This is a genomic window from Pseudomonas sp. NPDC088444 (genome assembly GCF_044900175.1).
Classification (GTDB): Bacteria; Pseudomonadota; Gammaproteobacteria; order Pseudomonadales; family Pseudomonadaceae; genus Aquipseudomonas.
The window spans coordinates 256368-281208 of the sequence record NZ_JBJDNK010000005.1 but is presented as its reverse complement, the minus strand read 5'-3'; the positions used below and the strand labels follow the sequence as shown (position 1 = coordinate 281208).

The 24841-nt window shown below is 56.1% G+C and carries 22 protein-coding genes and 1 pseudogene; 3 read left to right on the top strand and 20 right to left on the bottom strand.

Annotated elements, in window-relative coordinates:
* Positions 1–47 precede the first annotated feature (47 nt).
* From ACI2KB_RS12390 to ACI2KB_RS12340, 11 genes and pseudogenes are all read right to left on the bottom strand, one after another.
* Positions 48–1388 (bottom strand): OprD family outer membrane porin, encoded by a 1341-nt coding sequence (locus tag ACI2KB_RS12390; RefSeq protein WP_404634847.1) that lies wholly within the window; start codon positions 1386–1388, stop codon positions 48–50.
* Positions 1389–1700: 312 nt separating this feature from the next.
* Positions 1701–2444, bottom strand: coding sequence for a putative DNA-binding domain-containing protein (locus tag ACI2KB_RS12385; RefSeq protein WP_404634845.1), 744 nt, complete (start codon positions 2442–2444; stop codon positions 1701–1703).
* The gene (locus ACI2KB_RS12380) at positions 2441–3292 is read right to left on the bottom strand and encodes a DUF692 domain-containing protein (protein ID WP_404634843.1); all 852 of its coding nucleotides are present in this window, start codon (positions 3290–3292) and stop codon (positions 2441–2443) included. The genes ACI2KB_RS12385 and ACI2KB_RS12380 overlap by 4 nt, the downstream gene beginning before the upstream one ends.
* A 62-nt stretch (positions 3293–3354) precedes the next feature.
* The gene (locus ACI2KB_RS12375; protein ID WP_404634841.1) at positions 3355–3627 is read right to left on the bottom strand and encodes a hypothetical protein; all 273 of its coding nucleotides are present in this window, start codon (positions 3625–3627) and stop codon (positions 3355–3357) included.
* A 33-nt stretch (positions 3628–3660) separates the two neighbouring features.
* Positions 3661–4422 carry an alpha/beta fold hydrolase gene (locus ACI2KB_RS12370; RefSeq protein ID WP_404634839.1) on the bottom strand — a complete coding sequence of 254 codons (762 nt, stop codon included), beginning with the start codon at positions 4420–4422 and terminating at the stop codon, positions 3661–3663.
* A 51-nt stretch (positions 4423–4473) separates the two neighbouring features.
* Complete coding sequence (locus ACI2KB_RS12365; protein WP_404635040.1) at positions 4474–4881, bottom strand: DoxX family protein; 408 nt, start codon at positions 4879–4881, stop codon at positions 4474–4476.
* Positions 4882–4898: 17 nt separating this feature from the next.
* A complete protein-coding gene (locus tag ACI2KB_RS12360) occupies positions 4899–5171 on the bottom strand; it encodes a DUF2282 domain-containing protein (protein ID WP_404634837.1) in 273 nt (90 codons plus the stop codon).
* Between the two features lie 77 nt (positions 5172–5248).
* Entirely contained in the window at positions 5249–5977 is a 729-nt protein-coding gene (locus ACI2KB_RS12355; RefSeq protein ID WP_404635038.1) for a methyl-accepting chemotaxis protein, read from the bottom strand.
* A gap of 144 nt (positions 5978–6121) precedes the next feature.
* Positions 6122–6796, bottom strand: a pseudogene (locus tag ACI2KB_RS12350) (cache domain-containing protein); the annotation flags it as partial.
* Between the two features lie 359 nt (positions 6797–7155).
* Positions 7156–7620, bottom strand: coding sequence for a MarR family winged helix-turn-helix transcriptional regulator (locus ACI2KB_RS12345; RefSeq protein WP_404634835.1), 465 nt, complete (start codon positions 7618–7620; stop codon positions 7156–7158).
* A gap of 138 nt (positions 7621–7758) precedes the next feature.
* Positions 7759–8193, bottom strand: coding sequence for an OsmC family protein (locus ACI2KB_RS12340; RefSeq protein WP_404634833.1), 435 nt, complete (start codon positions 8191–8193; stop codon positions 7759–7761).
* A 748-nt stretch (positions 8194–8941) separates the two neighbouring features.
* On the opposite strand from ACI2KB_RS12340, the gene ACI2KB_RS12335 reads away from it, so the two are divergent.
* Positions 8942–10114: an MFS transporter gene (locus tag ACI2KB_RS12335; protein WP_404634831.1), complete on the top strand. Its 1173-nt coding sequence runs from the start codon at positions 8942–8944 to the stop codon at positions 10112–10114.
* 70 nt (positions 10115–10184) lie between these two features.
* Here the strand turns inward: ACI2KB_RS12335 and ACI2KB_RS12330 are convergent, their stop codons facing one another.
* From ACI2KB_RS12330 to ACI2KB_RS12320, 3 genes are all read right to left on the bottom strand, one after another.
* On the bottom strand, positions 10185–11255 hold the full coding sequence (locus tag ACI2KB_RS12330) for a hypothetical protein (protein ID WP_404634829.1): 1071 nt from the start codon (positions 11253–11255) through the stop codon (positions 10185–10187).
* Between the two features lie 246 nt (positions 11256–11501).
* The gene (locus ACI2KB_RS12325) at positions 11502–11774 is read right to left on the bottom strand and encodes an antitoxin Xre/MbcA/ParS toxin-binding domain-containing protein (RefSeq protein WP_404635036.1); all 273 of its coding nucleotides are present in this window, start codon (positions 11772–11774) and stop codon (positions 11502–11504) included.
* Between the two features lie 606 nt (positions 11775–12380).
* Positions 12381–12890 carry a hypothetical protein gene (locus ACI2KB_RS12320; protein WP_404634827.1) on the bottom strand — a complete coding sequence of 170 codons (510 nt, stop codon included), beginning with the start codon at positions 12888–12890 and terminating at the stop codon, positions 12381–12383.
* A 379-nt stretch (positions 12891–13269) separates the two neighbouring features.
* On the opposite strand from ACI2KB_RS12320, the gene ACI2KB_RS12315 reads away from it, so the two are divergent.
* Complete coding sequence (locus ACI2KB_RS12315) at positions 13270–14556, top strand: phospholipase D family protein (protein WP_404634825.1); 1287 nt, start codon at positions 13270–13272, stop codon at positions 14554–14556.
* A 357-nt stretch (positions 14557–14913) separates the two neighbouring features.
* On the opposite strand, the gene ACI2KB_RS12310 is transcribed toward ACI2KB_RS12315, so the two are convergent.
* The 5 genes from ACI2KB_RS12310 to ACI2KB_RS12290 all read right to left on the bottom strand — a co-directional run bounded on the left by ACI2KB_RS12310 (position 14914) and on the right by ACI2KB_RS12290 (position 22163).
* The gene (locus ACI2KB_RS12310; RefSeq protein WP_404634823.1) at positions 14914–18726 is read right to left on the bottom strand and encodes an SIR2 family protein; all 3813 of its coding nucleotides are present in this window, start codon (positions 18724–18726) and stop codon (positions 14914–14916) included.
* A gap of 595 nt (positions 18727–19321) precedes the next feature.
* The gene (locus tag ACI2KB_RS12305; protein WP_404634821.1) at positions 19322–20032 is read right to left on the bottom strand and encodes a hypothetical protein; all 711 of its coding nucleotides are present in this window, start codon (positions 20030–20032) and stop codon (positions 19322–19324) included.
* Positions 20033–20293: 261 nt separating this feature from the next.
* Positions 20294–20530, bottom strand: coding sequence for a hypothetical protein (locus ACI2KB_RS12300; RefSeq protein WP_404634819.1), 237 nt, complete (start codon positions 20528–20530; stop codon positions 20294–20296).
* 198 nt (positions 20531–20728) lie between these two features.
* Positions 20729–21070, bottom strand: coding sequence for a hypothetical protein (locus ACI2KB_RS12295; RefSeq protein ID WP_404634817.1), 342 nt, complete (start codon positions 21068–21070; stop codon positions 20729–20731).
* A 130-nt stretch (positions 21071–21200) separates the two neighbouring features.
* Positions 21201–22163, bottom strand: coding sequence for a DNA-binding protein (locus ACI2KB_RS12290; protein WP_404634815.1), 963 nt, complete (start codon positions 22161–22163; stop codon positions 21201–21203).
* A 78-nt stretch (positions 22164–22241) separates the two neighbouring features.
* Between ACI2KB_RS12290 and ACI2KB_RS12285 the strand changes: the two genes are divergently transcribed.
* The gene (locus ACI2KB_RS12285; protein WP_404634813.1) at positions 22242–23363 is read left to right on the top strand and encodes a site-specific integrase; all 1122 of its coding nucleotides are present in this window, start codon (positions 22242–22244) and stop codon (positions 23361–23363) included.
* Between the two features lie 107 nt (positions 23364–23470).
* On the opposite strand, the gene ACI2KB_RS12280 is transcribed toward ACI2KB_RS12285, so the two are convergent.
* Complete coding sequence (locus tag ACI2KB_RS12280) at positions 23471–24775, bottom strand: hypothetical protein (protein WP_404634811.1); 1305 nt, start codon at positions 24773–24775, stop codon at positions 23471–23473.
* Between the last annotated feature and the right edge of the window lie 66 nt (positions 24776–24841).

The window sequence follows — 24841 nt, the reverse complement described above, 5'->3', positions numbered from 1 at the left end:
ATTTGATTCTCAACAATCACCGGATCTGTCGACCGAGTGAGTAACAGTTACAGGAACGAGTAGGTGTAGTTGAAGATCAGACGGGTTTGATCCTGATCGGCGAACGCCGAGTTATCGCCCCGATAAGTGCCATGACGCAGCGTAGTACCGAAGCCTTTGAGCGGACCAGTCTGGATGACGTAATCGACGCGCACGTCACGTTCCCACTCAGAGTGATCGCTGCCGCCTCGTACATCCTTGGCATTGTCACCACTCAGGTAGGCGACTGCCGCCTTCAGGCCAGGCACGCCGAGGCCGGCGAAGTCGTAAGCGTACTGACCGAAGTTAGTTTGCTCACCTGCGCGGGCAAAGCTTGCAACCATGGCGTCAGTAAAGGAATAGAAGGCGGTACCGCCGTTACCTTCTGGGCGATTGTTCCCATTGACGACGCTGCCCTGGTTCAACCACACAAAACCGCCATCGTCACTGACGCTTTGATGGCCGAGGGTGAAGGCATGTGAGCCCAAGCTGTACGTGAACATGGCGCTCCAGGTCTTGTTGTCCACTTCTCCTGGGTGCTTGGCGTAACCGCCGTTGTTGTTGAAGCGATAACCTGCCTCGCCATTTTTCCCGTCAGAGCTGCTGTCGAAATAGCGAAGATCAGTCTTGAACGATTGGTCTTCACCCAGCGGAAGCACGTGCACCAGACCCAGGAAATTCTGCTTGTAGTAGTTTTCCAGGTTGGCGTAGTAGTACTGCAGTGTCAGGTCTTTGGTGACCTTCCAGTCGCCGCCTGCGAAACGGAAATCGTTCGAGTCCTGGGTACCGCCCGCTACCGACAGTCCCGTTGGGTTGGTAGTGGCACGACCCGAGGACGATTGCAGCTTGCCCGCGTTGATGGTCAGACCGTCGATTTCCTTGGAAGTGATCATCCCACCGGCGAAGTTCTGGGATACCAGACGTGAGTCAGTAGAAACCAGAATCGGAAGGTTAGGGGTGAAGGTGTTACCAATGCGCAGTTCAGTTTTGGAAACCCGAGCTTTGAAAATGCCGCCCGCCCTGCTCCACTCGTGCGCTGCGGAACCGTCCGAATCGCTTGGGAAGTAGTTGCCGTTGTCCGGATGGTGCCCCTTGCCGCCGTCCAGGTGCACAGCGATCAACGACGAAACATCCAGACCGAACCCTACCGTCCCCTGAGTGAAGCCCGACTTATAGTCGAATTTCAAAGCGGTCGCGGACTCGCGCTGGTCAGCACCACCATCGTGGTTATCATTCCCGTAGTACATCGTACGGTTACTGATGGTTGCCTGGCTGTCTTCAAAGAAACCGTGCTGGCCGGATTCAGCGGCGTTAGCCGTCAAAGACAAACCTGTGAGAATGACTACTGTTGACAGATGTTTAGTTTGCATGAATGCTCCGTAATAATTTTATCTTTTTACTGAAATACTCAGGCTCATCGACTTGAGCAGATCTTTTCTCCCGCTCAAAGGAGAAATCTACGGCACGACAACGGCGACCCAAAAAGCAGCTGCCAAAGTGTCGTGCGCGGTGTGACGCCACTGGCTCCTACTTATTCCAGTGACTCATAACAAATTTTTTCGTTAATTTGATAAAGCGCCCGCCGCAATTCGGCCGCTCAATTTCGATCGGTCGCATTGGCCGATAAACTCAATTGCCAATCACTGATCCAATAAACTAGAACAACACGATTCTCATTTGCTTCAGTTGATGCCAACAATCAGTTCGCTGGTTAACCAGTTGGCTAAATACCCGCCTGCTTTAGCAGTGCCCTCTTCATCGCCAAGACGCCGGACCAGAAACTCACAAAGGCCAGCGAAGCTGCTGTCGGACTGCAATTGCAACAACGCCTCGTACTCGAGTGCGTCGGTTTCGCGAAGCCGGGATGTGAATTGGCGCCTCCACACTATGAGCCCACCGGGCTCTGGCAGCATCTCAGCTTCGGGAGGCCTGTCCTGCTGCCACAAGGCCGACCAAATTGTCTCGGCATTGGTTGTGAGCGATCGACAATGCAGTGAGGGAGTGAGCACCAGTCTGGCGTGATCCCAGTCCACTGCTGCCAGTTGATCCATGGGTACACCAGCAGCATCGGGAGCGATGAAGGCTTGATTCAGCGCTAACTCGATCCACGCCAACTCATGCACGTCCGGGTTGTGAGGGAACATCGTCACCAGGGTTTTGTGAAAGCCACCCGGGTAAGCATCGAGCGTCCATGCGTGGGGCGGAAAGCTATCGATGTGGTTGACGGCTGCCGCCAGGAAGGCATCATCTCCAATCCACAGCTTAAGATTCGGGAACGCCTGTTCAAGGCATCCCACCAACTGCGCGCGGTAGTTGTTCTGATAGACATCCAAGCCGGCAGCTCGCGCACCAAGGGCTTGCGCTGAATCATCGCTGGCACTCACCAACCATGTTTTGAATGCCTGCTGATATTCGGAGAGCGTCATGCGCTGGCGACCTTGAGGTTGAGCGGTTGATGGTTTGAATAGGATCTTGCTTCATCCAATTCAGCGAGAAGCACCCCAAGTGCCGGAATGTCATCGTCTCGCTCGATCATGGTCGCAACTGGCCCAAGCCTCGCCATCACTTGCTGATACAGGTGCCAGACTCTTGAGCAGACAGGGGCATCATGGGTGTCGATCAACAGCTCGCGCCCCTGCGTATGCCCAGCCAGATGGATCTGCCGCACTCTTTCCAAGGGCATGCCATCAAAGTATTGAAGGGGATCAAAACCGACGTTGCGCGAGCTGACGAACACATTGTTTACGTCCAGCAACAGCTCACATCCCGTACGTCGCGTCATCGCAGTGATGAACTCCGGCTCGCTCATGGAGCAGCCTTCGAGACACAGATAGACAGAGGGATTTTCGAACAGCATTGTTCGCTTCAGCGTGTCTTGTGCGCGGTTGATGTTTGCACACACGACGTCCAGAGCCTCATCGGTGTAAGGCACAGGAAGCAGATCGTGGGAGTTGAAGTTCTCGCTACGAGACCAGCTCAGATGATCCGAGACGAACAACGGATCGACCTGATCAACCAGCCGCTTGAGCTGGTTCAAATAATCCTGATCCAGTCCCTCTGCAGTCCCGACGGACATGGACACACCGTGCAGAGCAACCGGGTATTTTTCACGCACCTTACGCAAGATATCCAGCGGCTGACCGCCGGCGATCATGAAATTCTCAGAGATGACCTCGACGAAATCCACTGGAATGGATTCCTCCAGGAAATGGCTGTAATGCTCCTTACGCAGTCCGAGACCGAACCCAGAGAAACGAGGATTGGATGCCAACATGGGAAATCTCCACTGCGCGAGGAAGAGCAAAGTCCGGCACAAAGCCGGACCTGCTAGCGGTGTTACTTGGACTCAGTGATGGTGCCGCCGGCTTTGGCGCACTCGGAAGGCGTCTTGACCAACACGCCCTGCCCTTTGCAGCTGTTCAGGCCCTTGCAGTCGTTCTTGGAGGTGGCGCAGAGGCTGGTGCCCTTGCAGGTGTTGATGCCGTAGCAACGACCTGGCTGTTCGGCTTGCTCGGCAGCATTTGCTGGTGCCGCCATTGCGGCCGAAGCCATGGCGATGAGTGCAGCAGCTGCTGCGCAGCTGATCTGAGACTTGATGGAAACGGACATGATGCGTACCTCTTGAGTGGCTTAGGTGATGAATTACTGGATCACTGATGCTGCGTCTTCGATGACCTTGGCCACCGCTTCCGCTTGCGAGATGTAGACGACGTGACTGCCCTTGATCTCGGTGACCTTCGCGCCGGCACGCTTGTACATCCAGCGTTGCAGGTCAGGGCTAAGCGCCCGATCTTCACTGGCGACAACGGCATAACTTGGTTTCTTGTGCCAAGCCGCTGCCCAGGTTTGGCCACCGTAAAGCGTCGCAGTGGAAGGCACCTGCGAAGCCGCCATGAAGGCTGCTTGCTCAGCGGTCAGATCCGCCGCGAAGTCGTCGTGGAACTTGTCACGGTTGAAGAAGAAGTGGCCGTCACGAGTGGTTTTCACATCGTTGCTGGGGGCAGGCATTGAGGCGGTGAGCTGAGTCATCGTCTCGCCAAGCTCCGGAATGAAGGCCGCGACATAGACCAACGCACGGACCTTGTCTCGTTCACCTGCAGCGGTAATGACACCACCACCGGAGTTGTGCCCGACCAACACCACAGGTCCAACCTGCTGGTCGAGAATTTCACGAGCCGTCGCTACGTCTGCGTCCAGGCTGTTGTGAGACTGCTGTACGACAGACACCTTGTAGCCCTTGCTGGTGAGGATGTCGTGTACGGCTTTCCATCCGGAACCGTCGACGTAGGAGCCAGGCACAATCACCACGCTCTTGCCTACTCCCGACTGATCCGGCTGGGCTGCCACGGCAAGCCCGGATGAGGTAACGGCCACAGCAACTGCCAAGGCAGAAATAATGCGCATAGAAGAATCTCCACAGACCTCAGGCCTGTTACGTCATGCTTGAAGTTGAAATCAGTTACGTGCTCCGAACACCACGTGGTCGAACGACCACTTGCCGCCGCCATACGCCAACAGAGGCAGCAGCAGACCTGCCCACGTCAGATGGGTCGGCCAAGCGTCCGGGTAAACGAACACTTCAATGACCAGGGTCATAGCCAGAAGCGCACCTGCAGCCATCCGCGTTCCAAGCCCCATCAGGAGCAACAGCGGGAACAAATGCTCTGCATATGTCGCCATGTAGGCTGCCCATTCCGGCGGAATGAGCGGCAGCGCATATTCGGTTTTGAACAGCGTGAACGTGGAAGGCTTGAGGTCGAGAAAACCCGTGACCTTCGTGCGGCCGGAAAGGAAAAAAACCGATGCGATGCCCAGACGGGCAACAAGCAGTAATAGCGATTCCGGAAGAACGCGCTGCATCATTGAGGACGCATAGCGGTTCATGGTTTTTCCGTCAGGCTGCCGAAGCCCTTGGGCGTTTTGATTTTTTCGCACGTCCCCTTGTCAACCAACACCCAGGCATTGCCTTGGTAGTCAGTCTTCGCGGTACCGGCACACGAAGTGCCTGCGCCTGCTGCGCAATCGTTGGCACCGGCCAGCGAGACGCCGTAGCATTTTTCCTGGGGCTTGGCGTCATCCGCTTGTGCACCGGTTGCAAGAGCTGTCAGGGAGAGAGCGAGTGTCGCTGCAAGAACTGCGTGCTGGCGTTTCATGTTGGATCTCCTGATTTAAGGGTCGAGCACACTGACTGCCTTCTCAGCACGGCAAGCCGCGCTGAAAAAGCATGGGTTTAAACCTTGAACTGCTTGACCAACCCATTGAGCTGGCCACTGAGTTTTCCGAGATGAACACTTGCGTAGCTGGAGCGCTCTGCCGCAGACGCCGTCTCATGGGAGAGTGTTGCAACCTCGGTAACGTTTCTGTTGAGCTCGTCCACGACTTGTGATTGCTGCAAGGTGGCGCTGGCAATCGATGCATTGAGCTGTGTGAGATTGCGTAGAGCGCAGCTGATAGAGGAGAAACTCTCACCGGCCTGGTTGGCTCTGGTTTTGGTCAATTCAGACGCCCGGCTGCTTTCGTTGATGACCCTAACCGCAGACTCCGAGTGATCCTGCAGACGCTCGATCATGGCCTGAATTTCGGACGTTGAATTCTGAGTGCGCTGAGCGAGAAGCCGTACCTCATCCGCTACCACGGCGAATCCGCGCCCTTGTTCTCCAGCACGTGCAGCCTCGATCGCCGCGTTGAGGGCCAGTAGGTTGGTCTGCTCTGCAATGGATCGAATGACTTCAAGCACGGCGCCAATCTGAGTACTTTCGGAAGACAGAACCTTCATGGCCTGTACCGCCCGTTCGATGGTTACAGACATCTGGTCAGCCTGATTCAGACTCTCGTCAATATTGAGCTGGCCGTCACGAGCCTTCATCTCTGCGTCATGGACTTCACTGGCAGCCTGCTCGGCACTGCGCGCGACATCCTGTACGGCGTACGCCACCTCATTGATTGCCGTGCCCACCATCTCGGTTTGCTGCAATTGCTGCTGGCTTTGCGCCTGAGCCTGGTTGGCGCTTTTACCCAACTCTTCAGAAGCGGTGGCAAGGTCCATGGCGGCGCTGATCTGTTTGCGCACCAACTGCTGCATCTTGTTATTGAAAGCGTTGAAGTGAGTGGCGAGCTTTGAGACTTCATCTTTACCCTGCGCATCAAGTCGACGGGTCAAGTCGCTCTCCCCGCTGGCAATGCTGGCCATGGCATCTACGGCCTCGTTGAGAGGACGGACGATGCTGGCCGAGATCCAGATAACGAGCAGAGTCAGAACAACAATCACCGCGATACCGACAAGGAAGGCCTCCCAGGCTTGGTTGTTGAACTCAGCCTGAAGATCGTCGACAAACACTCCAGACCCAATGACCCAACCCCATGGCTCAAACAGCGTCACATAGGAGATTTTTCCTGCGACAACATTCGTACCGGTGCGGAGCCAGCGATACATCATCACGCCCCCACCGTAGTTCTTAGCAATCGCGGCTGCCTGGGTGTAAACCGGATATCCATCAGCGTCCTTGAATCCAGACAAATCCTGCCCTTCAAGCTCAGGTTTGATGGGATGCATGACCATCTTCGGGCTTAGATCATTGATCCAAAAGTACTCGGTCTTGTTATAGCGCAGCGTGCGAATTGCTTCGCGGGCAGCGCTCTGTGCCTGCTCGCGACTCAATTTCCCTGCTACTTCCTGATCGTGAAAGTATCGTAAGACGCCTGCAGCGGAATCGACGAGCTGATGAGTTCGCTCCGCCCGATCCGAGTACAAGTCCTTGTGCACCAGGGCGAGGAGCATGCCGCCGAAAGCAGCCACTATGACGATAGATACCATCAAAATCAGGATCAGGCGACGACTGATTGAAATACTACGCAACTTACCCATGAGACTTTCTCGAATAGTATGGAGACACACATGCAACTTAAGAACAAAGCGGCACTACGGCGACACTTGTGATGCCTAATAGCTACCGCAAGACTTTGTAAAGCCTACAGAACAAAACAATCGCGCACGGAAAGCCGTCGATCGGATTCAATCAAGTAAGAAAAGCACTTCATCAAAGACAGCAAAAATTTGCGCAAATAAACTAGCGCATAGCCTGTACCGATCCAACTTCGCAGATACGAAGCGAGATCGATACCGAATTACTCAGTGTGTCAGTCGTTACGTTTCCGATGTTTGACTAAGTTATCCCTTAGTCTCACGACTGCCTGCTGGATCTGCCGAAACTCTTCGTCACCCAGGTTGATGGCATCGGAAAGCGCCGCTTCTGGATAGCCCTCTCGAAGTTCGCGACCACTCTTGGTCAAGTTGACCCGAACCAGACGCTCATCTTGTGGATCTCGGTGACGTTCCACGTACCCCATTGCATCGAGCTTTTTCAGGATTGGTGTCAGCGTATTCGATTCCAGGAAGAGCTTTTCCCCTAGACTGGACACCGTCTGATTATCTTCCTCTCCCAGTGCAATCAGCGTGATGTACTGGGTATAAGTCAGTCCCAAGCGGTCAAGGATAGGCTGATACGCCTTCCCAAATGCCAGATTGGCGGAGTACACGGCAAAGCAGAGAAACTCGGAGAGCTTCAAGTCTGCACGGTCATAGGGTTCATCAGTGTCTTTCAAAATGCCTTCCCGCGAAGTGTGTGGTTGCGATTTGATTGTACGCCGCGGGTGATACCGTTGGTATGGCCGAGTGGACCACCGCTTCTGACCTAACGCAGCCAGCCCTCCATCCCCCAAGATGACTAGCTGCGCCATGAATCAGGCTGTAGCGACGTTCATTGCCACGTCGATATTGCCGCGTACCGCTTTGGAGTATGGGCAGATCTGATCGGCTTTGTGCGCGATGGCTTCAGCGACTTCCTGCTCCACACCCTTCATCACAACATTGAAACGCGCCTGGATGTACCAGTCATTGCCGGTGGTGCCCAGGTCGACTTCGATATCAACCGACAAATCCGGCGGCAGAGTCACACCGACCTCTTGAGCGGCAACGCCCAGAGCGATGATGTAGCAGGAAGACCAAGCGCCGGCAAAAAATTGCTCGGCAGTCGGATGAGGCTGAATGGCGGAAAACAGGTGGTTAGTCCGTGCATTGCCGACAGTGGACAGTTCCAGGTTGATGGTGCCCTTGGTGTTGGCGCTCATCGTCGTGTGGGTTTTGCCCGCAATTACCACTTTTTCGATTTTGCTCATGAAGATCTGTACTCAAAATAATGTGTGAAGAGTTTGTTACCGCTGGACGGGCTCTTAAGCCTGAGTGATCCAGTTCATGCCTTCGTTGTTGTCCCGTACTTCGCTGCAATGACCCATTTCATTCACCTATGACATGTCTGATTTGGCGAATTTACGCCCGTCGACCTACGATCGCATCCGATTCAATCTCATGCGATTGATATAAATTTGAGCTTGCCTCTACGGTTTTGTCAACGACGATTTTCGTCAGAGGACGAAAGGCAACAGCTCATGAGCCGCGCATTTTGGATCATCTCGCGGACACCCGTGTTTGAGGTCAGGAGCCGGAGGAAGTAGCCCAGAACACCGGTGCTTAAGGCCAGCAGACTGTTTTCGATAAGAGGAAGAGGCAGGAAATACCTAGCCAGACCCACTGAAAGCAAGGCTCGCAGCGCGTCGACGAAGCACCATGTCGTCTGGTAGAAAATATTTTGAAACGATTGACCTTGCCGCCCCCCACCTCAGACGATACATTGTCGCATGCGATTCAATCGCTTGTGACCAAGAAAGCGTCACATCTTGATTGGGGTGCATCAAGGACACAAAATGGCGCCGGGATAGATAGCTCCCTATCTATCCATACTCAAGTATCGGTGCCACAGCCCTCAGTCATCCATCCTCCATCACGGAGTGCGTCGCCGAGCAGCCAGATCACTGCGCTTCCACCCAAGATCTGCTGCTTTGAATCTCTTTCTTCAAAGGAAAGGCTATGTCAGACAAGAAACAAAAACCTGCCATCCCCGGTTCGGTGTACATACTGACGGGATGTGTCGCAGTGATTGGCTGCAACTCGTTGGCACTAGGGCCAATAGCCCCTCTCGTATCCAGATCTCTGGAAGTCACTGTACCGACCGTCATGACCGCCACTGCGGCGTTCGGTCTGGGGGCTGCGTTCAGCGCGCTGTTTCTAGCCCACCATATCGACCGCTTCGGCGCTTACCGGATGCTGAAGCTGGCCATGTGCATCTTGCCTCTTGCTCTGCTGGCAGCCGCGACTGCAGTAGCACTCCCCGTGCTGGTTCTCGCCCAGTTGTGCGCAGGTATCGCATCGGGGGTTGCCGTGCCATCAATCTACTCTAACGCGGCGTCGCTGGCCCCGCCTGGAGGTGAAAGTAGAACCATTGGTGTCGTGCTGACAGGCTGGACATTGAGCATGGTGGCGGGCGTGTCGCTATCTGCAATCCTTGCAGATTACTTCGGTTGGCGGGCGGTCTATCTTGCCGTCGCCCTGCTCGGGGTTTTCGCGCTGCTGTATCTCAACTTCATGAAGCCTATGAGCAGTACGTCAATAAAAAAAGCTGCTCCCATGCCCCTTTCCGCGCTGAACCTCCCTGGCATCAAACCCCTTCTGTGCGTATGTGCGACCTCAATGGCAGCGTTCTACGGCACTTACGCGTTCTTGGGAGATTACCTCACACACGGGCTCGGCCAGGCGCTAAGTGCCAACGGCCTCACCGCCTTCACATACGGTATCGGCTTCGGTGGGGCCGTATTGTTTGACCATGCAGTGAACCGCCTGGGCGCGAAAAAAGCACTGCCTCTGGCGCTGCTTCTGCTGGTGGTGATCTATCTGCTGTTGGGGTTCATCGGAACCAGCCTGGGCATGGTTCTGGGCTTGATGGTACTCCTGGGGCTGGGCAACCATTACGCGATCAATCTGCTGATCGTTCGTCTGGTGGGGATTGATCCATCTAAACGCGGCTCTGTCTTGGGACTACACAGTGCGACGACTAACTTTTCTGTATTTCTTGGGACCAGCACCTTTGGGTACCTCTATTCCTCTGGAGGTTTTGCGATGATCACATGTGCCGCAGCCGCGCTAGCTTTTCTTGCCACCCTTGCCAGCATGATTCCAACAAAACGGGTTGAATCCCTGGCCTGAAGAGGCCTGCCATCGGCCCCCGTGGTGCACTGAGTTCAGGTCTTTGGGGCCTGAGCTCAGGATGCTCACCTTACTCGTGCCATCGCGGGGAGATCTCGACCTTGACCTTGATATCTTTGCGCTGAGCCTCAAGGTCCTCCAGCAATGCCAGTGGGTTTCGAATGAGGCCTTCAGGATCGTAGATAAAGAACACAATCAAATGGAGATCGGGGTAAACCGAATACTGCGCAATGTCTACGAGCATTTGTTTCGCCAGCTCGGTATCTCTCAATCTCCTGCTTGTCTTCTTGATCTCGATTAACACACCTTCCTCTACCAACTGGAAGTCGACTCTTGAGCCCAGACCCGCGATGTTGGGTCCCCACACCTCGCGTTTAACGTTGCCGAACTCCATCCGCAGAATAGGGAGCATCAAGTCTTGAACGTCGTACTCGGTAGCCACTTTGAAACCCGGCGCGCCCCTGGGACGATCGTTGATCAGAAGGACGAACGCATGAAACCTTGCGAAGATTCGTGCCAGCTTAGTTTCTACGCTGGCCAATTCTCGTGGCGGAGCGCACGCCGCCCCCAAAGACAGGTGCTCATTCAACACAGACGCTTCCAACTTAGTCAGTGCTCTAGGAGGTCGATTCAGGACAATATAGACACCATAGATGACCATGCACCCCAATCCAAAACCGTACGCAATTAAGTACTGCCAGTTCAACAAAATCTTAAAATCATTCTTGAAAACCAGCCTGTTTCCTCCGTCTGCCCGGGGAACTGCGGAAGGGTTCGGACTCATCACATGTTGGACTATTACGCCGCGCACTGGAAATATAAAGGTCAAATCGTTCGGGGGAATATCGATCAACCCAGTATTATACCGCCCCAGTAGCTCCGAAAAGGCAGTTGACTCCTGCTTGTAGAAATCCGAATTCAAATACTCCCACACTGCCGAGTTACTGAATTCAGGCTCTTCAAATATCGGATACACCAAGAGCAAATAATTTAGCGTTGCACTAAGGATAGCAAAAAGAGTCACTGAGAGGAGGAGTCTGTATTCAACTCTCCGGTTAATTATCGCGTCAGCCCAGCTTTTTTCTTCCCGAAGTACACCCAACCGCACAAACCAGCGATGCAGAACCGCCAAAAAATTCATCGAATTTCATCCAATTGATAATTTTCTTACGCACGCCGCACAGTGTTCAACAACGCAGCCTTATGCCGGGACGCAGAGCAGATGGGGAGTATAACGTTCAGTCCTATGAGCACAGAAGGCAAAACTGCTCACACAACTCTCTATGCTTCTCAGCAAAACTGCAGGAAGTGCTGAGAACGTCGACGTGGTTGCCCCAAGGGCCAAGCGATCCTAGATACACCACATGGCGACGGCAGGCTGGAAGATTTATTGATAGACGCCTAACTCAACGCGCTCCAGATAGGATTCCACAGCTTGGTACCCGAGCACGTCATCAACGAGGTCAAGAGGGATGAGTCCAGCGAGGTGTCTGCAGGGTTTACCGAGCCATTCCTCGGCAGATCGCTGAGTACCAAAGACGGACGTCGCATGTTCTAACGCTTTAGCGTACTGGTATGCTGCGGAGCTTCGCTCGATACTCAGCCGTACTGAAGCGGCAGTATCGTGCGCATCCCGAAGCAGCCTCCCTGGCTTTCGCATGATGCGCTTCATAACCTTCGCAGAGGTGTACAACTCAGACATCGACACCATTGCCTTGACGCGCTCAAGCAAGAAACCATCTCGTGCCAGCATGTAGATGCCCAATGTCGTGAGCTGCCGGACATCAATCTGCAGCAGGCATTCGGTTGGCGTACACGCTGACAATGGGTTTGCGGTTGCCGTGCAGTCGGATGGCATAACGATCACTCTAATCAATAAGGGCCGGACCTAAACCCCATCGCACCTAGGATCTGAATCTTTATTGGGCAGCTTCCACAGAGCATCCCAGAGTGGGCGGAGAATTGTCTCAAAATCGGCTGTCCTAGCGATACAACACAAGTGGAGCCCAGCTTCCCTCAATCCATCATAGCCCGTGGCGAGGTAAAAATTTTCTTGAGTCGATATTCGGTCTCCCCTACCTGGCTAGCTTTCTATGCCACTCTGCTCTCGGTGCGCACATGATGGGCGTCAGCGCCTTCCGTATCTCCCATTGAAAATCCCGGGGCTATCGCATAGCGTGTCCTTGTCCAATCAGCTCAACGGAACCAATCACCCTTTTAGCGCAGTATCCCGAGGTCAAGCTGCGCTCAGCTGTCGTACAGGTAGCTATCTCACCTTAGGCTCAATTCTAGATCTTGGCCCATGGATTCTGGACCTAACTGGTGAAACCAACGCTCGATATTTCATTCTAAGATCGTTCAGAGCAATGCCGTGCTCATGAATTTGCTCATCCGACCAGTTTTCTGGATTCACCCAGTACTCTGACTTGAACTCGCAAATCAATGCCAGTTCCTCATTGATATGACGCAGGGGAATCGCGGCTGCCGACCAATAGATTGACAATTGCTTTTGACTATCCAGGTTAACTGGCTTACCGTGCTCAATATCACGATAATAGAGATAGGTTTCGTTTAGCGCGTGTGAGATCGCTCTGAGAGCATTATCCTTAAGGTCTCGTTTATCCCTGGAGAACTCTTGAATTGAGTCAATTAAGGCTGCCAATTGAGACACTATAATTTCTAACAAACGACCTCCTTGTGACATGTTACGAGCTAAGAAAAATTCGTTCGACCCGGGCGAGCGAGATATGCAGTAAGAGCTGCCTCCATCACTCATCGTCGAAATCTCCAGGGCCTCTGCCGCTGTTTAGGATAGGTGCGCCTTACCCTCTTCACCCATGATGGGCACGCTGTCAGCACGGTAGATTACAACTACGCCCTGCATTGCCTCGGCTGTGAAAGATAGCCTATTGCAATTACTGACGTCTAGTTCGCTGAGATCACACGCCTCAGCCACGCTCGAAGCAGGACTTGGCTCACGTCTCTGGTGGATCGGACGCCGCCGGTGGCGAACCACGGCCATCGTACTGACGCAATCTTGACGATAACTTCCACAGGTGAACGTCTCCTAAAGCAAGCGTTTAACCGAGGCATGGGCCATTCCGTTCTAGTAGTTGATCTCCAGCCGCTCAGGTGCCAGCCTGTAGGCCGTGCAAATGGACTGGAAGCCTGCATTGAACCCATCAAGCATCTACACCAACGGCCCTGATCATGATCAAGTGCTGCGGCCCTACACGCGCTTTATGAACAGTGCATCACACATACGTCTGGCGGCCCCCTACTTCACACGTGCCAAAGAGATCGTCGAAGCAGTGCATAGGGGGGCGAGGGTTCAATTGTTGATAGGACTCAACGCATCCACGCGCCCTGATGCCTTGAGTCAAGTGCTGGCGGCTGGAGGTTGCTCAGTCCGGTATTTCACGGACGATTTTCACGCGAAGGTATGTCTATTTGATGGCGTAGCCCTGCTCGGATCGTCGAACCTCACAGAAGGTGGACTGATCAACAACCGTGAAGCCGTTGTTCTTTTCGATCAACCGGGCGACGAAGAACGCGTCCAAGACATTGAGGCGTTCTTTACACAAGTCTGGAACAGCGCCGAAGTCCTGACGCCGCAGGTCTACCAGCAATTCAAACTGGCGTGGAATCAGTCAAGCCGGATAGCCAGCTCCAACGTGCCCTTCAACGCTCTCAAAGCAGTTGTCCCCCCCACTGTCGAAGTGGGTAGCGCTCACAAAACCAGCCAGCAACTCTACCTGGGCGAGCTGCAAAAGACGATTTACGAAGAGTATCTGCCCGCATTTCAGGAGGTCATGGCGATTCTGGTCAAGCAGCGTTTCCGTCGCCCTGAATTGGCCAGCGTACCGACGGAAGTCGAAACCAATCGCTTCCTCAACTGGGTTCGCCTGGAGCACGCCTCAGGTGACGAGGCCTGGCAGAGCGCGGCTCCACGCTCGCCGGAGCATCGAGAGAGCCTGATCAGGGAACTGGGAGCGGAGTGGATGACCACCCCCGCCCCTCGGATACCCGACAATTACCTCCAACTGCTTGATACGCTGCGCCAAGGCTTAGGCTCGCCCGAATCGATCCAGGCCTGCAGCGGCGAGCAGTTGGTAGAGGCGTTGATGTGTGTACACGCTTTCCTCGAACAACTTCGCTTTACCAAAGGCGGGGCGGATGCCTTACCGGCAAAATTCTGGCAGAACAACGACAATGATCTGCAGCGCATTAAAAATACGCTGATCTATCTCATTCATGGCGAGGACGATTTCGCAGTTCGAATCTGCTCTGTCATCTATGACCCCAAGTACAGAATTAGGGTGTTTGGTCGATTCTGCGCGCTAGAGCTGGTAGGCACCCTGCGCACGGAAGAAGCGCCCCCCATCAATGGCCGAATGGCGAAAGCACTTCGCTTCCTCGGTTTCTCCGTAAGGGCTACCTAGGTCACCTGCCCGAGACGCAGCGCGCTTCCGGTGGATGAATCAATGGATTTTCTGTAGTGGCCAAGCCATAGCTGACAGCGTCCCGCTTCATCGTCTCTTCAGCGTCGAAGGCCGTCGGTTGCCTAGTTCTGTCCTAGCCGAAAACCCGCTTCGCGTCGCACGCCCCAGCTGCCCTCAACCCCTCAGGGCAGTGCAGACACTGGCGATCGCGTGTGACGCATGGGTAGCACCGACGCGTCGTGTAGCGTTATTCCCGTTTCCATCGCTCAGCTGGATTAGTACCGAGGGTACGACCCTCTCCACACCGTCGGTAATGGCCGGTGCTGAGCATTCCGCAAAGACACCTTCGCGGTCACGTCAGGAAAATCGGAGCTCAGGCAGTGGATCATTCGCTGCTTCATCGAGCCAGCAAGCGCAGACATCTGCCACCTCAGCAATCTTGTTTCGTTGCAGCGCTCGGACAAGCAACACACACGCAAGCCTTAGCTCTGGAACGTTGTCGTCTGGAATGACTGAGTCTTCCGGACGACTGTCGTAACTCAACTCCGAAAGTAGCTTCTTCAGGCCTGCATTCATCAACAGGTACCCGCTGGGCGTGATCCACTCAGGGTGCACACTTGCTATAGCAGTAAGCGCCCGCAATGCAGATGGTAACGCGGGCATCCGTCGCCCTGACACCGCGCTGGCTAATGCGTAGACAAGCCCGCTCGGCGCATCGCAAGCCCCCGCTCTCGGATGATTGACCCAGTATGAAATGACCTTGGCAATCCGGTTTGCTTCGCTGAGGCCGGACTCAAAAATACTCAAAAAGAGCGCCACATCCACTTGAGATAGCGCAGTGTTATCCGACGCCTCAAGCGCGATGGCCAAGCGAGTCCTCAGCAAGCCTGGGCCCACTTCCAGCATTCCCGTCTGCAACTCTCCGACCCACATGCTGATGTCAGGGAAGCGGAGCAACGGGTTCCCAGGTTGCTTGTCGATGAAACTGGATATCAGCAGGTCAACCCATTCCATGCGACGCAGTAACAGGCTCTTCACTTCATCTATTTTGCCTAGCTCCGCAGCAATGAAAGGCCATTCCTCATCCCACCAGCACTTGATGATCCTTAACGAGGACACAAACTCATCCTCTGCCCACTCAAAGTGCTCAAGTGACCGGTACAGGTTCATCAAGAAATCATCAGCGTCTCTCATTGACCAAGATCGTTGGGAAAGACCATCGGTCGACGCCTTCGCCGACGAAAATCTGGTCAGTTCCTGAGCCAATATCCATTCTCGGTAACGTCTGGCCGCGGAGTTTTTCTGAGTTTTATTCAGCCATACGAAGATTGCCCAGGAATAATGTCCTGGAATGATTGGCCAGTGTTTACTGTTGAGCAGAATTTTCCCAATGTGGGTGGTTTGACCTCTGGAAACGCAACCCCATCCACGCAACCAAAACAGGCGCGCCCATAGGCTGTCAGCTTGTATCTGATCCTGCTCTGGGGCGCTTTCAGAAACCTCGATTACGCGTAACCGATTGATCAAGGCGTCCACAGTGAGCGAAATCTGCTCTGACGGCTTACCGATGACCCGTTCATCTGTTCGTCGGCTCAGGAGGTGCAAGCTGAACCAATCTGTTGCGTGGATGTGGTTGGTGATATTGAGCTCCTGCCGGTCGGGGAGCGATGCCAAGGTTGGCAGTGCGGCTAATCGTTCCAGTGCCGACATGGCCTCAAAGGAATGCACTATCACTGCTGTAACGTGCTCCCACAGCGAGGGATGCGGCAGCAACTGCTTGGATGTGTGAAGCTTTGTTATCCGCGCAAGGATCGATGCCGCAAAGCCAGGTGAAGCACAGCGAATGACGAGCCTGGACATGACCTCCAGATGAAACCCTATAGTTCGCTCCATCACGTCAGAAGAGATGGTTTCCTGGAAGACACGCTCCAGAAAACTCATGGAGCGACCGACCATCACTTGAGCCAACGGCTCTGTTGTCTTGGCAACCTGGAAGCGCGACAACCAGCCAGCGGAGTGGACGAGCTGGGTCGCTTTACGGGGTTCCAGCAGCTTGCTGTAGACCAGCCGCATCATCACGCTCAATACCCTCTGCCTGGAGTCATTCTCTTGAATCCACCAAGCGGCCTGGGCAAAGGAATCAATTTCAAAGGTCGAATTGCCCACGCGAGGAACCAGCGCGACGCGATCGGACAATGCCAACCAGGCAAAGGCAGCGAGAACCTTATATCTGTAGGGCGAAGTGGGGCCATGATGGCGAGTCGTAGACCAGCGACCGAGCTCAAAATGTGGAACATGGGACACGGCTGCTGCTGGAGCCGGGGTCTCGGCACTCAGCTCCGCATTTAACAGGAGCATGTCTCGGCGCACATCATGACCGTCGGCAGCCAGGTCAACGAGGCGCTGGGTAACCAGTTCCGGAAGAAACTCCAGTGGCTCCTTATCGTCAATCGCCTCGGCACGATTCTGGCGAGACTTCTGCAAATTTCCGATGGCCAGACACGCCCATGCTTCTTGGGAAAGCGTATGGACTGAGTTCGCGCGGCTCCGTTGATTTCTTCTTAGGCGCTTTAGCCCAACCAAGGCTATTTTTAAGCCATTGGCGACTTCACCGAGCTCCCCCAGCAGGACCCCTTTCCTCACCATCATGTAATTATCCGGCGAGCGGACGTCCCAGCTCTTCAGCAGCTGATGAGCCAGATCCCTGTCTCCGGTGTAGAGCCTGAGCAAGATGTCTTCATAAACCAACTGATCCGTTACCTGAAAATCGGTGGGGAAATGTGAGCGCAGCAATTCACGAATGCAGTGGTACTCGTGCTCACGGACACCTTCTCGGGCCCAGCGCAATACGCCTAAGGCAAGCTCCTTCCAACGCTGGCGAAACTCTTGAGGGTCTTGTACCTGAAGCTTGCGAAGGTCAGTCGCGGGACCTGACTCTCCTTCGAAAGGTATCGCTGCGGTGGGATCGACCTGCGACAGAAGATCCACGGACAGGACCGCCACCTCGTCATTCATGCTTTGAAGCAGCACATCCAGATGCCAGCTGTAGTCCGCTAAGACGGCGATCGCAGCATGCGGAGCTTCTTTCAGAAAATGATTTACCAGCTTGCGACTCAACAAGTGATGGAGATCCGTCACGCTGGAGAAGAGTCTGGACCGAATATTATGGGGGGCGACGAACCAGCCCGGGTAAGTATTGCGCAGTTCGCGTATCCCAGCGAACGCAGCCACCAACTGCTCATGACGTTGAGCGATGCTCTGGCCCGAGGTGCGCATGACACCGAGGCCGGAGTGATGCGTCCCCCATTTCGTGACATCTGGCGTCAGCGGCTTGGTCAATATTTCGAAGAGGAGTGCGAAACGAGCTGCATAATCCCATTCCTCAACCCCCTCCTTGGTGGGCAACACCACCTCAGTGACGCGGCGCACGTCCAGCAGTTTTTGCGTACCCAAGGGAGAAGGACGCGCAACGAACAAATAGATCGGCAGCGCATGCTCATCCAGCATGTCTCGGACCCAGCCAATCCAATGCAGAAAGTTCGGATCATCTCCAGAAAAGCCGATCAAGCAAAAAACGTTCTCCAGCATCGACTGGCGGACGAGATTGATGAAAGGGGCCGAGGTTTCGGGGTAACGGCGGTAATCCTCCTCAGTGAAGATAAACGGCCGCTGTGAGGGAAAAGACCCATGGAGTTTTACGATGCGCCGCCTGCCGAGGATTTTTGACTGTGGGATATCTTCCCGACACGTAACCGTGTAATGAGCCCGGTCGACAACGCTTTCCGCCGCACGCTCGAGCAGCGTGTCATAGTTCGTGGTGAGAATTTCCGACCACGGCAACGACAGAAGGCTGCGATGCAGTTCACCAGGGGCAACGCGCTCGTCCGGAATCTGGCGCTTGAGCAGCTCTTCCAGACTCGGTTTGGAAAACACTCTCGCGTACTGTTCTCCGAGCTGAGTCACGGTGCTCGCGGAAAAGCTCTGCAGCTCTTTGCCGCCGGGATTTAGCTCCCCCCATAGCTCTTGCGCAACATCAGGCCACGTGGCCAGCTCGCTGCCATTCTCCGCATTTCTGCTGAATCCTGCCCCAACCATGACGGCTGCATTGCCGTTCTCCAAGGCTCTTCGTACTGCGTTGAAATGCACCTGATCGTTCGAACCGCTCGACATTGTTGCTCCTTGAATGCAGCAGGTCCTCGAGCCACCACCATGCAGAGTCACGGTGAGTGTTTCGCACGATCGCTTGCTGCCCGTCAGTATCGGTTTGGCAAGAGTGTTGGAGGAGGTCTGCAAAGGTTTGAGTGCATCTGGTGAATCCAGAGCGCTACGAGGATACACGCAGCCACGGGGAGCGTGCTCAACGCCGAAGCGAGTGCGGCTATATTTTTTCAGTACGGTTACGGATCAAGGGCAGCGAATGCCAGCTGTCTTAGCATTATCCAATCATGGGTCTGCGATGTTTATAACGGTCGCGATCAACCAGGCTAGCGCTCAGCAGCTTGTCCGAAAACGGCTAGCGCGCTCGCTGAATCGCCTGATAGCCGCAAAGAGGCAAGGATTGCGTAAAAGTTGTCCACGCGGCTGCATCACGCCCGCAATGGCACGCGGATGCTCATATTTCCATGCGATGCAGAACGGTCTGATCGAACATTGGGTGTCGTGTATTCAAGAGGAAATCCGAATGGCCGATGCGGCATGCTTTGACCAGAACCTTTCGGGATGGCTTCAACAACCTGGCCGAGCTTCATCCGGCAGTAGGGCTCGCCTAACTGGTGTTCGCACGACAGGGAAGAGAGAAAAGACGCCCAGCCCTTTCCAGACAGATGATCGCATCCAATTCACCGAGGTTGTCCAGCGGGTACCCGCCTCGGCCATTCTGCGCATTGAAAAGCGCCGCGCGAAGAAGGCTGGCGCACTCCAGATATCTATACCCCGCACTGACGCCATAGGGGCTTTTGAAACCGGTCGAGCTCTGCCAGGCCTTTACCGGTTCGTTGTCCAGGTGATAGTCGTGCGGAAAATACTGGCACAACATTTCGGTGAACACGGACCGGCGAGTGGGTAGCTTCAACTCGGTCAGACGATCAATCTCAACCATGACGACCTCGTCTCGTTCGTGAGGCTCAGCATGGAGGACCCGCATGACCGACGTGGACAACTCTCGAAAATCGCTCCCCTTGCCTTTGCGCTCCCAGCCATTGGCCTGGAAACGGTTGCCCAACGCATTGCACCACAGGCGGCGAAATTTCGGGTAAAACGCATCGTTTCTTCGCCGCGTCCAGGTATCGGCTTCTGCGGCGCTGCTGAAATGCGCCGTCAACGCCCCCTTGTTCGCTTCAAAAGCGCTCATCTGGCCTCGGCGCGCATCCAGGGTCGACCTGGCAGCCGCGATGACTTTCTTGCTGGGCAAGCGAAGGTTGAACACCCGACCCTGCGGCCGTGCTCCGCTCCCTGGGCGTCCCTTGGGTTTGCGCACCTGCACCGCCTCCTGATAGCCATTAAGCCAGCTCTGGTTGAGGACAACACAGGATTTCCTAGCTTGAAAGATCTACTGCCTGGCGGCTACGGAGGCGTCCTCGAAGATCTAAGAATGACCATTGATCTCGGGGTTTGTGGCAAAGGCAGTCTTGGAAAGATTCGACAACCCTACCAACGCGTGGCAACTGCCATTCGGCTCTCGGCAGAACACGGCCTTTGGGTGGACGCCGTCGATCAACTCAGCGACCAGGAAATTGAGTCATCGGGACTGAGATAACCACTTGATCACTTGTTCGCAAGCGGCGCGCCGCGTGATCCCGAAGTCCTTGCCTACGATGAAGGCAAACGACTGGCACTGCGGACCGAGCTTGACGGTGGTGTCCCACTCGGTGAGGTAAGCGCTCAGGATGTAGAGTTCCACCGAGACCTGTAACGCTCGATGGTACAGGGGCTGAAGGTCGGAGCCTTCGCTGCGGGGTAACAAAACCAGCTTCATGTGACGGTTGCTTCCATGCCAGATTTCTCCACACGCTAGACGATAGATCGACGCCAACCACTCCCCCGAGCCTTGGTGATAACGGACATCATCGGCTGCGAACTCGACTCCCGCCCATTGCCGCACGACAGCCTGCGCCGACAAGACGCCGACTGGACGCGTGCGGGCGTAAAGCCGTGTCGGGCGGCAGGTTCAGTATCAATGTTCGACGGGGAGGATCGAGACCACTTCAAAATATCGGTACTTTTTCTTCTTGGCGGCGGCTTTCGCCTCCTGCTCCGCCAGTAAGGTGCTTAGCGTACTGGCGTCGTAGGTAAACACTTCAACCTGACCTTCGAACGCCTTGCTCACCTGCAGTGTGACGCGCAGTCTGCTGGAGCGGGCCTTGAACGCCCGCCCCTCGGGGGCCGAGCCAGGCGTGGGCGCGCGAGCCGGCGTACTGTCCAATGCTGACGCAGGCAGCGAGGGTCTAGCCGAGGATGTGCTGGAGGGGCCAAACAGCGCCTGGCGCATCTCTTCTTCAGTTAAGTCGTCACTCATTGGTTTACCCATTGCGCCGGACCGGCAGACACGTGTGTGGACAGGGAGCATGGCTAAGCTTCGCAGGCGGCAAGCCCCCGAGCAAAGGGATGTTTTCTTTTTTTTTGCGGTTTTGTCGACCATCGACGCATTAGCGAGCCTTGCGCGAGGCGCTCTTTCGACCGTCAGCCTTTGCCGCCGGCTGCAGCTGCAGGATCTGGTGCGCGAGGGTATCCGCCCTCGCTTGTTGCGCCACTGCGCGGCCACTCGCCTCCTGCAGGTCTGCCTGGGCAATCTCCAGTCGCGCCTGGATCTGTTGCACCTGCTGCGCCTCTCGCTCAGCAGTGACCTTGTGCACCGAGGCCTGTTGTTGCGCTTCGCTCAACCTCAAACGCGCGTCCTCACACCGCTGCTGGAGAACCTCCACCTGCTTGGCGAGCTGCCTGATCTGCCCCAATGCGCCCCTGGTCTCTTCCCGAGCCCGATCGACCTCCTGGTGCGCCCGCGTTTCCACCCCCCGTGCATAGGTATCCTGCGCCTTGCGCTGCTGCTCCGCCTCACGTCGATCCGTCAGCAACTGCTGCTCCAACTCCCCGATACGCGCACGCGCCGCGTCACGATCCTCCTGCAGCGCCTGCCGTTGCCTGGTCAGGTCATCGACCTGATGCGCATGCTGATCCAGCAGCCGCTGCAGGTCCAGCAGGCGACGCTCTGCAGACTCCTGCGCCGCCACCGCGATCGCCGATTGCTGGCGTTGCCGGGCATGCTCCTGACGAACAGCGTCCTCCCGCACGACCAGTTCAGCGCGCTCGGCGTCCAACAGCTGATGCTGCTGTGCCAGCGACTGCTCGACCACGCCTTGAGCTAGAGTACTGGCGTGCTGCCAGATGGCGGTAAACGCCTGGGCGACCTCGGTGGGCAGTTCAGGCAACCGCGTTTCACCGCGCAGGCGCCCGGCCAACTGCGCCCACCAATGATCAAGCAGACCGGCCACGCGCGCCGGACTGCCGCGCCCCAGCTCGGCGCGGACACGCTCGACCGTGGGCCGCTCGCCACGGCTGAGCACGGCGTCTGCCGCGGCAAACACCTGATTTTCCGGCACCCCTACTGCCATGGCCCACCTCCGGGTATATTAGGGCTGATAAAGAAATGTTATCCGACTCTATTTGTGGAAAAATGATATTTTACTACGTTGAACGTAATGAATAATACGGTCGAGTTAAAAACAGTCGTGTACGCCCCGCTGCAGCTCGATCAGCTCGCGGATAACGCCCAACAAGCCGCCCAGGCCTTCATCGCCGCAGGGACGGCCGCCAACACCGTGCGCAGCTACCGCAGCGCCCTCGCCTACTGGTCGGCCTGGCTGCAGTTGCGTTACGGTCGCGCGCTGGGTGACCGCCCACTGCCCGACACCGTGGCCGTGCAGTTCATCGTCGATCACCTGGCGCGACCACTGGACACTGGCGCCTGGTCCCACCTCCTGCCGGCCCCCATCGATGCGGCCCTTGTTGAGGCCAAGGTCAAAAGCAAAACCGGGGCGCTGGCCTTCAACACTGTCAGCCACCGGCTGGCGGTGCTGAGCAAATGGCATCAGGTGCATCAATGGCCAAACCCCACGGCGTCCAGCGCCGTCAGAGCCCTGCTGCGCGAAGCGCGCAAGGCGCAGAGCCGGCAGGGGGTGCAAGTGCGCAAGAAAACGGCGGTGGTGCTCGAACCCCTGCAGGCGTTGCTGGCCACTTGCACCGACGGCGTGCGCGGCATCCGCGATCGCGCCCTGCTGCTCTTGGCCTGGAGCGGCGGTGGTCGGCGCCGCTCCGAAGTGGTGGGCCTCCAGGTCGGCGACGTGCGCCGGCTCGACGCCGATACCTGGCTCTATGCCCTGGGCGCGACCAAAACGGATACCAGCGGCCAGCGGCGGGAAAAGCCCCTGCGCGGACCGGCAGCGCAGGCGCTGAGCGCCTGGCTTGAAGTCGCCCCGGCCGCTTGCGGTCCGCTGTTTCGTCGCGTGTACAAAGGCGGCAGGGTCGGTCACCAGGGCCTATCCGCCGACCAGGTGGCGCGCATCGTCCAACGCCGCGCCAAGCTGGCCGGCCTGGAGGGCGACTGGGCGGCGCACAGCCTGCGCTCCGGCTTTGTCACGGAAGCCGGACGCCAGGGAGTGCCCTTGGGCGACGTGATGGCCATGACCGAACACCGCAGTGTCGGCACCGTCATGGGTTATTTTCAGGCAGGTTCATTACTTGCCAGCCGAGCCACTTGCTTGCTAGCTGATAACGACCGGCAAGGCGAACTCGAGGCGCTCGATGGCGAGTGAGCCAGTGGGTCATGCCCACTCAAGCCTGGCGAGACCATCCACCTCTTCACCGCATTGGCCGCCACGCATCGAGCGTGAAACTCAACTCGGACCTCCAGGGACCATGCCTACCTGCCGGTCCGCGCATTGGAAAAAGAGCGCCGGAGAGATTCGTCGCCGTACCAGACAGTTTCAGACGACAGACAGCAGGCCAGATGCTGGTGACGCACAACGCGGTATGAAGAGGAGAGCGGTGATTCGACAAACTCTATCAGCCACAACGGTCGGCGTGGCCATTGAAGGCCTGGGGAGGGGTAATTAGCCAAACCCGCCTGCGGACTTTCAGTGATCCGACTAACCGCCTCCAGGGACTCAATGACCCAACTGAAAAATTTGTGCGTGACCAGCCAAACCTGCACGCGAGCAGGCGCATTGCACACGCTGTTTTCGAACTCAGCCGCCCTCAGCCATTTCTGGATGAGACGATTCACATCCCTTGTCTGCCGATCCACCTCCAGCGTGCCCGGACTACTGCCATACCAATGCTGCCATAGCAGCTCATAGCCTAGCTCACGACGATAATCCAGCAGCTTAAGGGTAATCTCAGGACGCCGCACTCCCCCAAACCTGGGATGGGTCAGGCGCCATACTTTACGCTTGTGCCGAAAGAAGCATTTGAGGCACTGCATCAGGTATCGGGAGATTTCCTCGATGCGGCTCGATAGATCAGTCACTCGATCGGCGGCCCCGGAACGACCTCGCGGCCCCCTGATTTGGTTATAACCTTCCCTGCAGTGCCAGTCGCGCTGCTCCACCCCAAGCGCACTCAACGGCAATTGGGCCATCTCTCGCCACTCCTCCTCACTTTCAGGCGGATTGCCGTAGACGAGATAGCCCTGGCAGACGGCCACGGCCTCAGCACTGTGCCGATCCTGCGGGAACCCAGAGACGTCACACCCATTGACCTTCGCCAACGTGCGCGCCCTGAGGTCGGTATGTAGATCGAAGAAAATGCGCCGACCCTGCTGAGCGCCTAATAGCGTTCTGCAGTGCCCACACGCGAAGGGAATGTTGAGCAGCTTGCTCGACCACCCATACAGCATCGGCTGGTCACACGCACTGCACGCCGTCCGCAACGGCACGTGATGGAGCGGGCACGTTCTAAGCCCTTCCAGCTGAAAGACGGTGTAATGCCGCCTGGCGCTCGCGCAAATCGCACAATACCTGAATGATGGACTGGTGGAATTTTGTGGCGTCGGGCGCCAGCGATAAAACATGTTATTGATTTGGGCGAGGCTGATCGACAGGATTCTGCTCAACTGATCAGGCCTGACCGACAGCTTGCTGCCCAGCCCCTGCGAGGGCGTCGGCCCCGCCAACACTCTGGACTTGAAGATGGCCGCGAGCTCTGGTTTGGAGAGCGAGTTGGCCATGGCGAATCGAGCCAGGGCCGCATACACCGACTCGAAGGGGTCGATAGGCCCGGCTGAAAAATAATT

Excerpts from the sequence above, each read along its gene's own strand:
- ACI2KB_RS12390 (WP_404634847.1), bottom strand. The coding sequence starts at position 1,388 with ATGCAAACTAAACATCTGTCAACAGTAGTCATTCTCACAGGTTTGTCT.
- ACI2KB_RS12385 (WP_404634845.1), bottom strand. The coding sequence starts at position 2,444 with ATGACGCTCTCCGAATATCAGCAGGCATTCAAAACATGGTTGGTGAGT.
- ACI2KB_RS12380 (WP_404634843.1), bottom strand. The coding sequence starts at position 3,292 with ATGTTGGCATCCAATCCTCGTTTCTCTGGGTTCGGTCTCGGACTGCGT.
- ACI2KB_RS12375 (WP_404634841.1), bottom strand. The coding sequence starts at position 3,627 with ATGTCCGTTTCCATCAAGTCTCAGATCAGCTGCGCAGCAGCTGCTGCA.
- ACI2KB_RS12370 (WP_404634839.1), bottom strand. The coding sequence starts at position 4,422 with ATGCGCATTATTTCTGCCTTGGCAGTTGCTGTGGCCGTTACCTCATCC.
- ACI2KB_RS12365 (WP_404635040.1), bottom strand. The coding sequence starts at position 4,881 with ATGATGCAGCGCGTTCTTCCGGAATCGCTATTACTGCTTGTTGCCCGT.
- ACI2KB_RS12360 (WP_404634837.1), bottom strand. The coding sequence starts at position 5,171 with ATGAAACGCCAGCACGCAGTTCTTGCAGCGACACTCGCTCTCTCCCTG.
- ACI2KB_RS12355 (WP_404635038.1), bottom strand. The coding sequence starts at position 5,977 with ATGGTGGGCACGGCAATCAATGAGGTGGCGTACGCCGTACAGGATGTC.
- ACI2KB_RS12340 (WP_404634833.1), bottom strand. The coding sequence starts at position 8,193 with ATGAGCAAAATCGAAAAAGTGGTAATTGCGGGCAAAACCCACACGACG.
- ACI2KB_RS12335 (WP_404634831.1), top strand. The coding sequence starts at position 8,942 with ATGTCAGACAAGAAACAAAAACCTGCCATCCCCGGTTCGGTGTACATA.
- ACI2KB_RS12330 (WP_404634829.1), bottom strand. The coding sequence starts at position 11,255 with ATGAATTTTTTGGCGGTTCTGCATCGCTGGTTTGTGCGGTTGGGTGTA.
- ACI2KB_RS12325 (WP_404635036.1), bottom strand. The coding sequence starts at position 11,774 with ATGCGAAAGCCAGGGAGGCTGCTTCGGGATGCGCACGATACTGCCGCT.
- ACI2KB_RS12320 (WP_404634827.1), bottom strand. The coding sequence starts at position 12,890 with ATGAGTGATGGAGGCAGCTCTTACTGCATATCTCGCTCGCCCGGGTCG.
- ACI2KB_RS12315 (WP_404634825.1), top strand. The coding sequence starts at position 13,270 with ATGGACTGGAAGCCTGCATTGAACCCATCAAGCATCTACACCAACGGC.
- ACI2KB_RS12310 (WP_404634823.1), bottom strand. The coding sequence starts at position 18,726 with ATGTCGAGCGGTTCGAACGATCAGGTGCATTTCAACGCAGTACGAAGA.
- ACI2KB_RS12300 (WP_404634819.1), bottom strand. The coding sequence starts at position 20,530 with ATGAAGCTGGTTTTGTTACCCCGCAGCGAAGGCTCCGACCTTCAGCCC.
- ACI2KB_RS12295 (WP_404634817.1), bottom strand. The coding sequence starts at position 21,070 with ATGAGTGACGACTTAACTGAAGAAGAGATGCGCCAGGCGCTGTTTGGC.
- ACI2KB_RS12290 (WP_404634815.1), bottom strand. The coding sequence starts at position 22,163 with ATGGCAGTAGGGGTGCCGGAAAATCAGGTGTTTGCCGCGGCAGACGCC.
- ACI2KB_RS12280 (WP_404634811.1), bottom strand. The coding sequence starts at position 24,775 with ATGGCCAACTCGCTCTCCAAACCAGAGCTCGCGGCCATCTTCAAGTCC.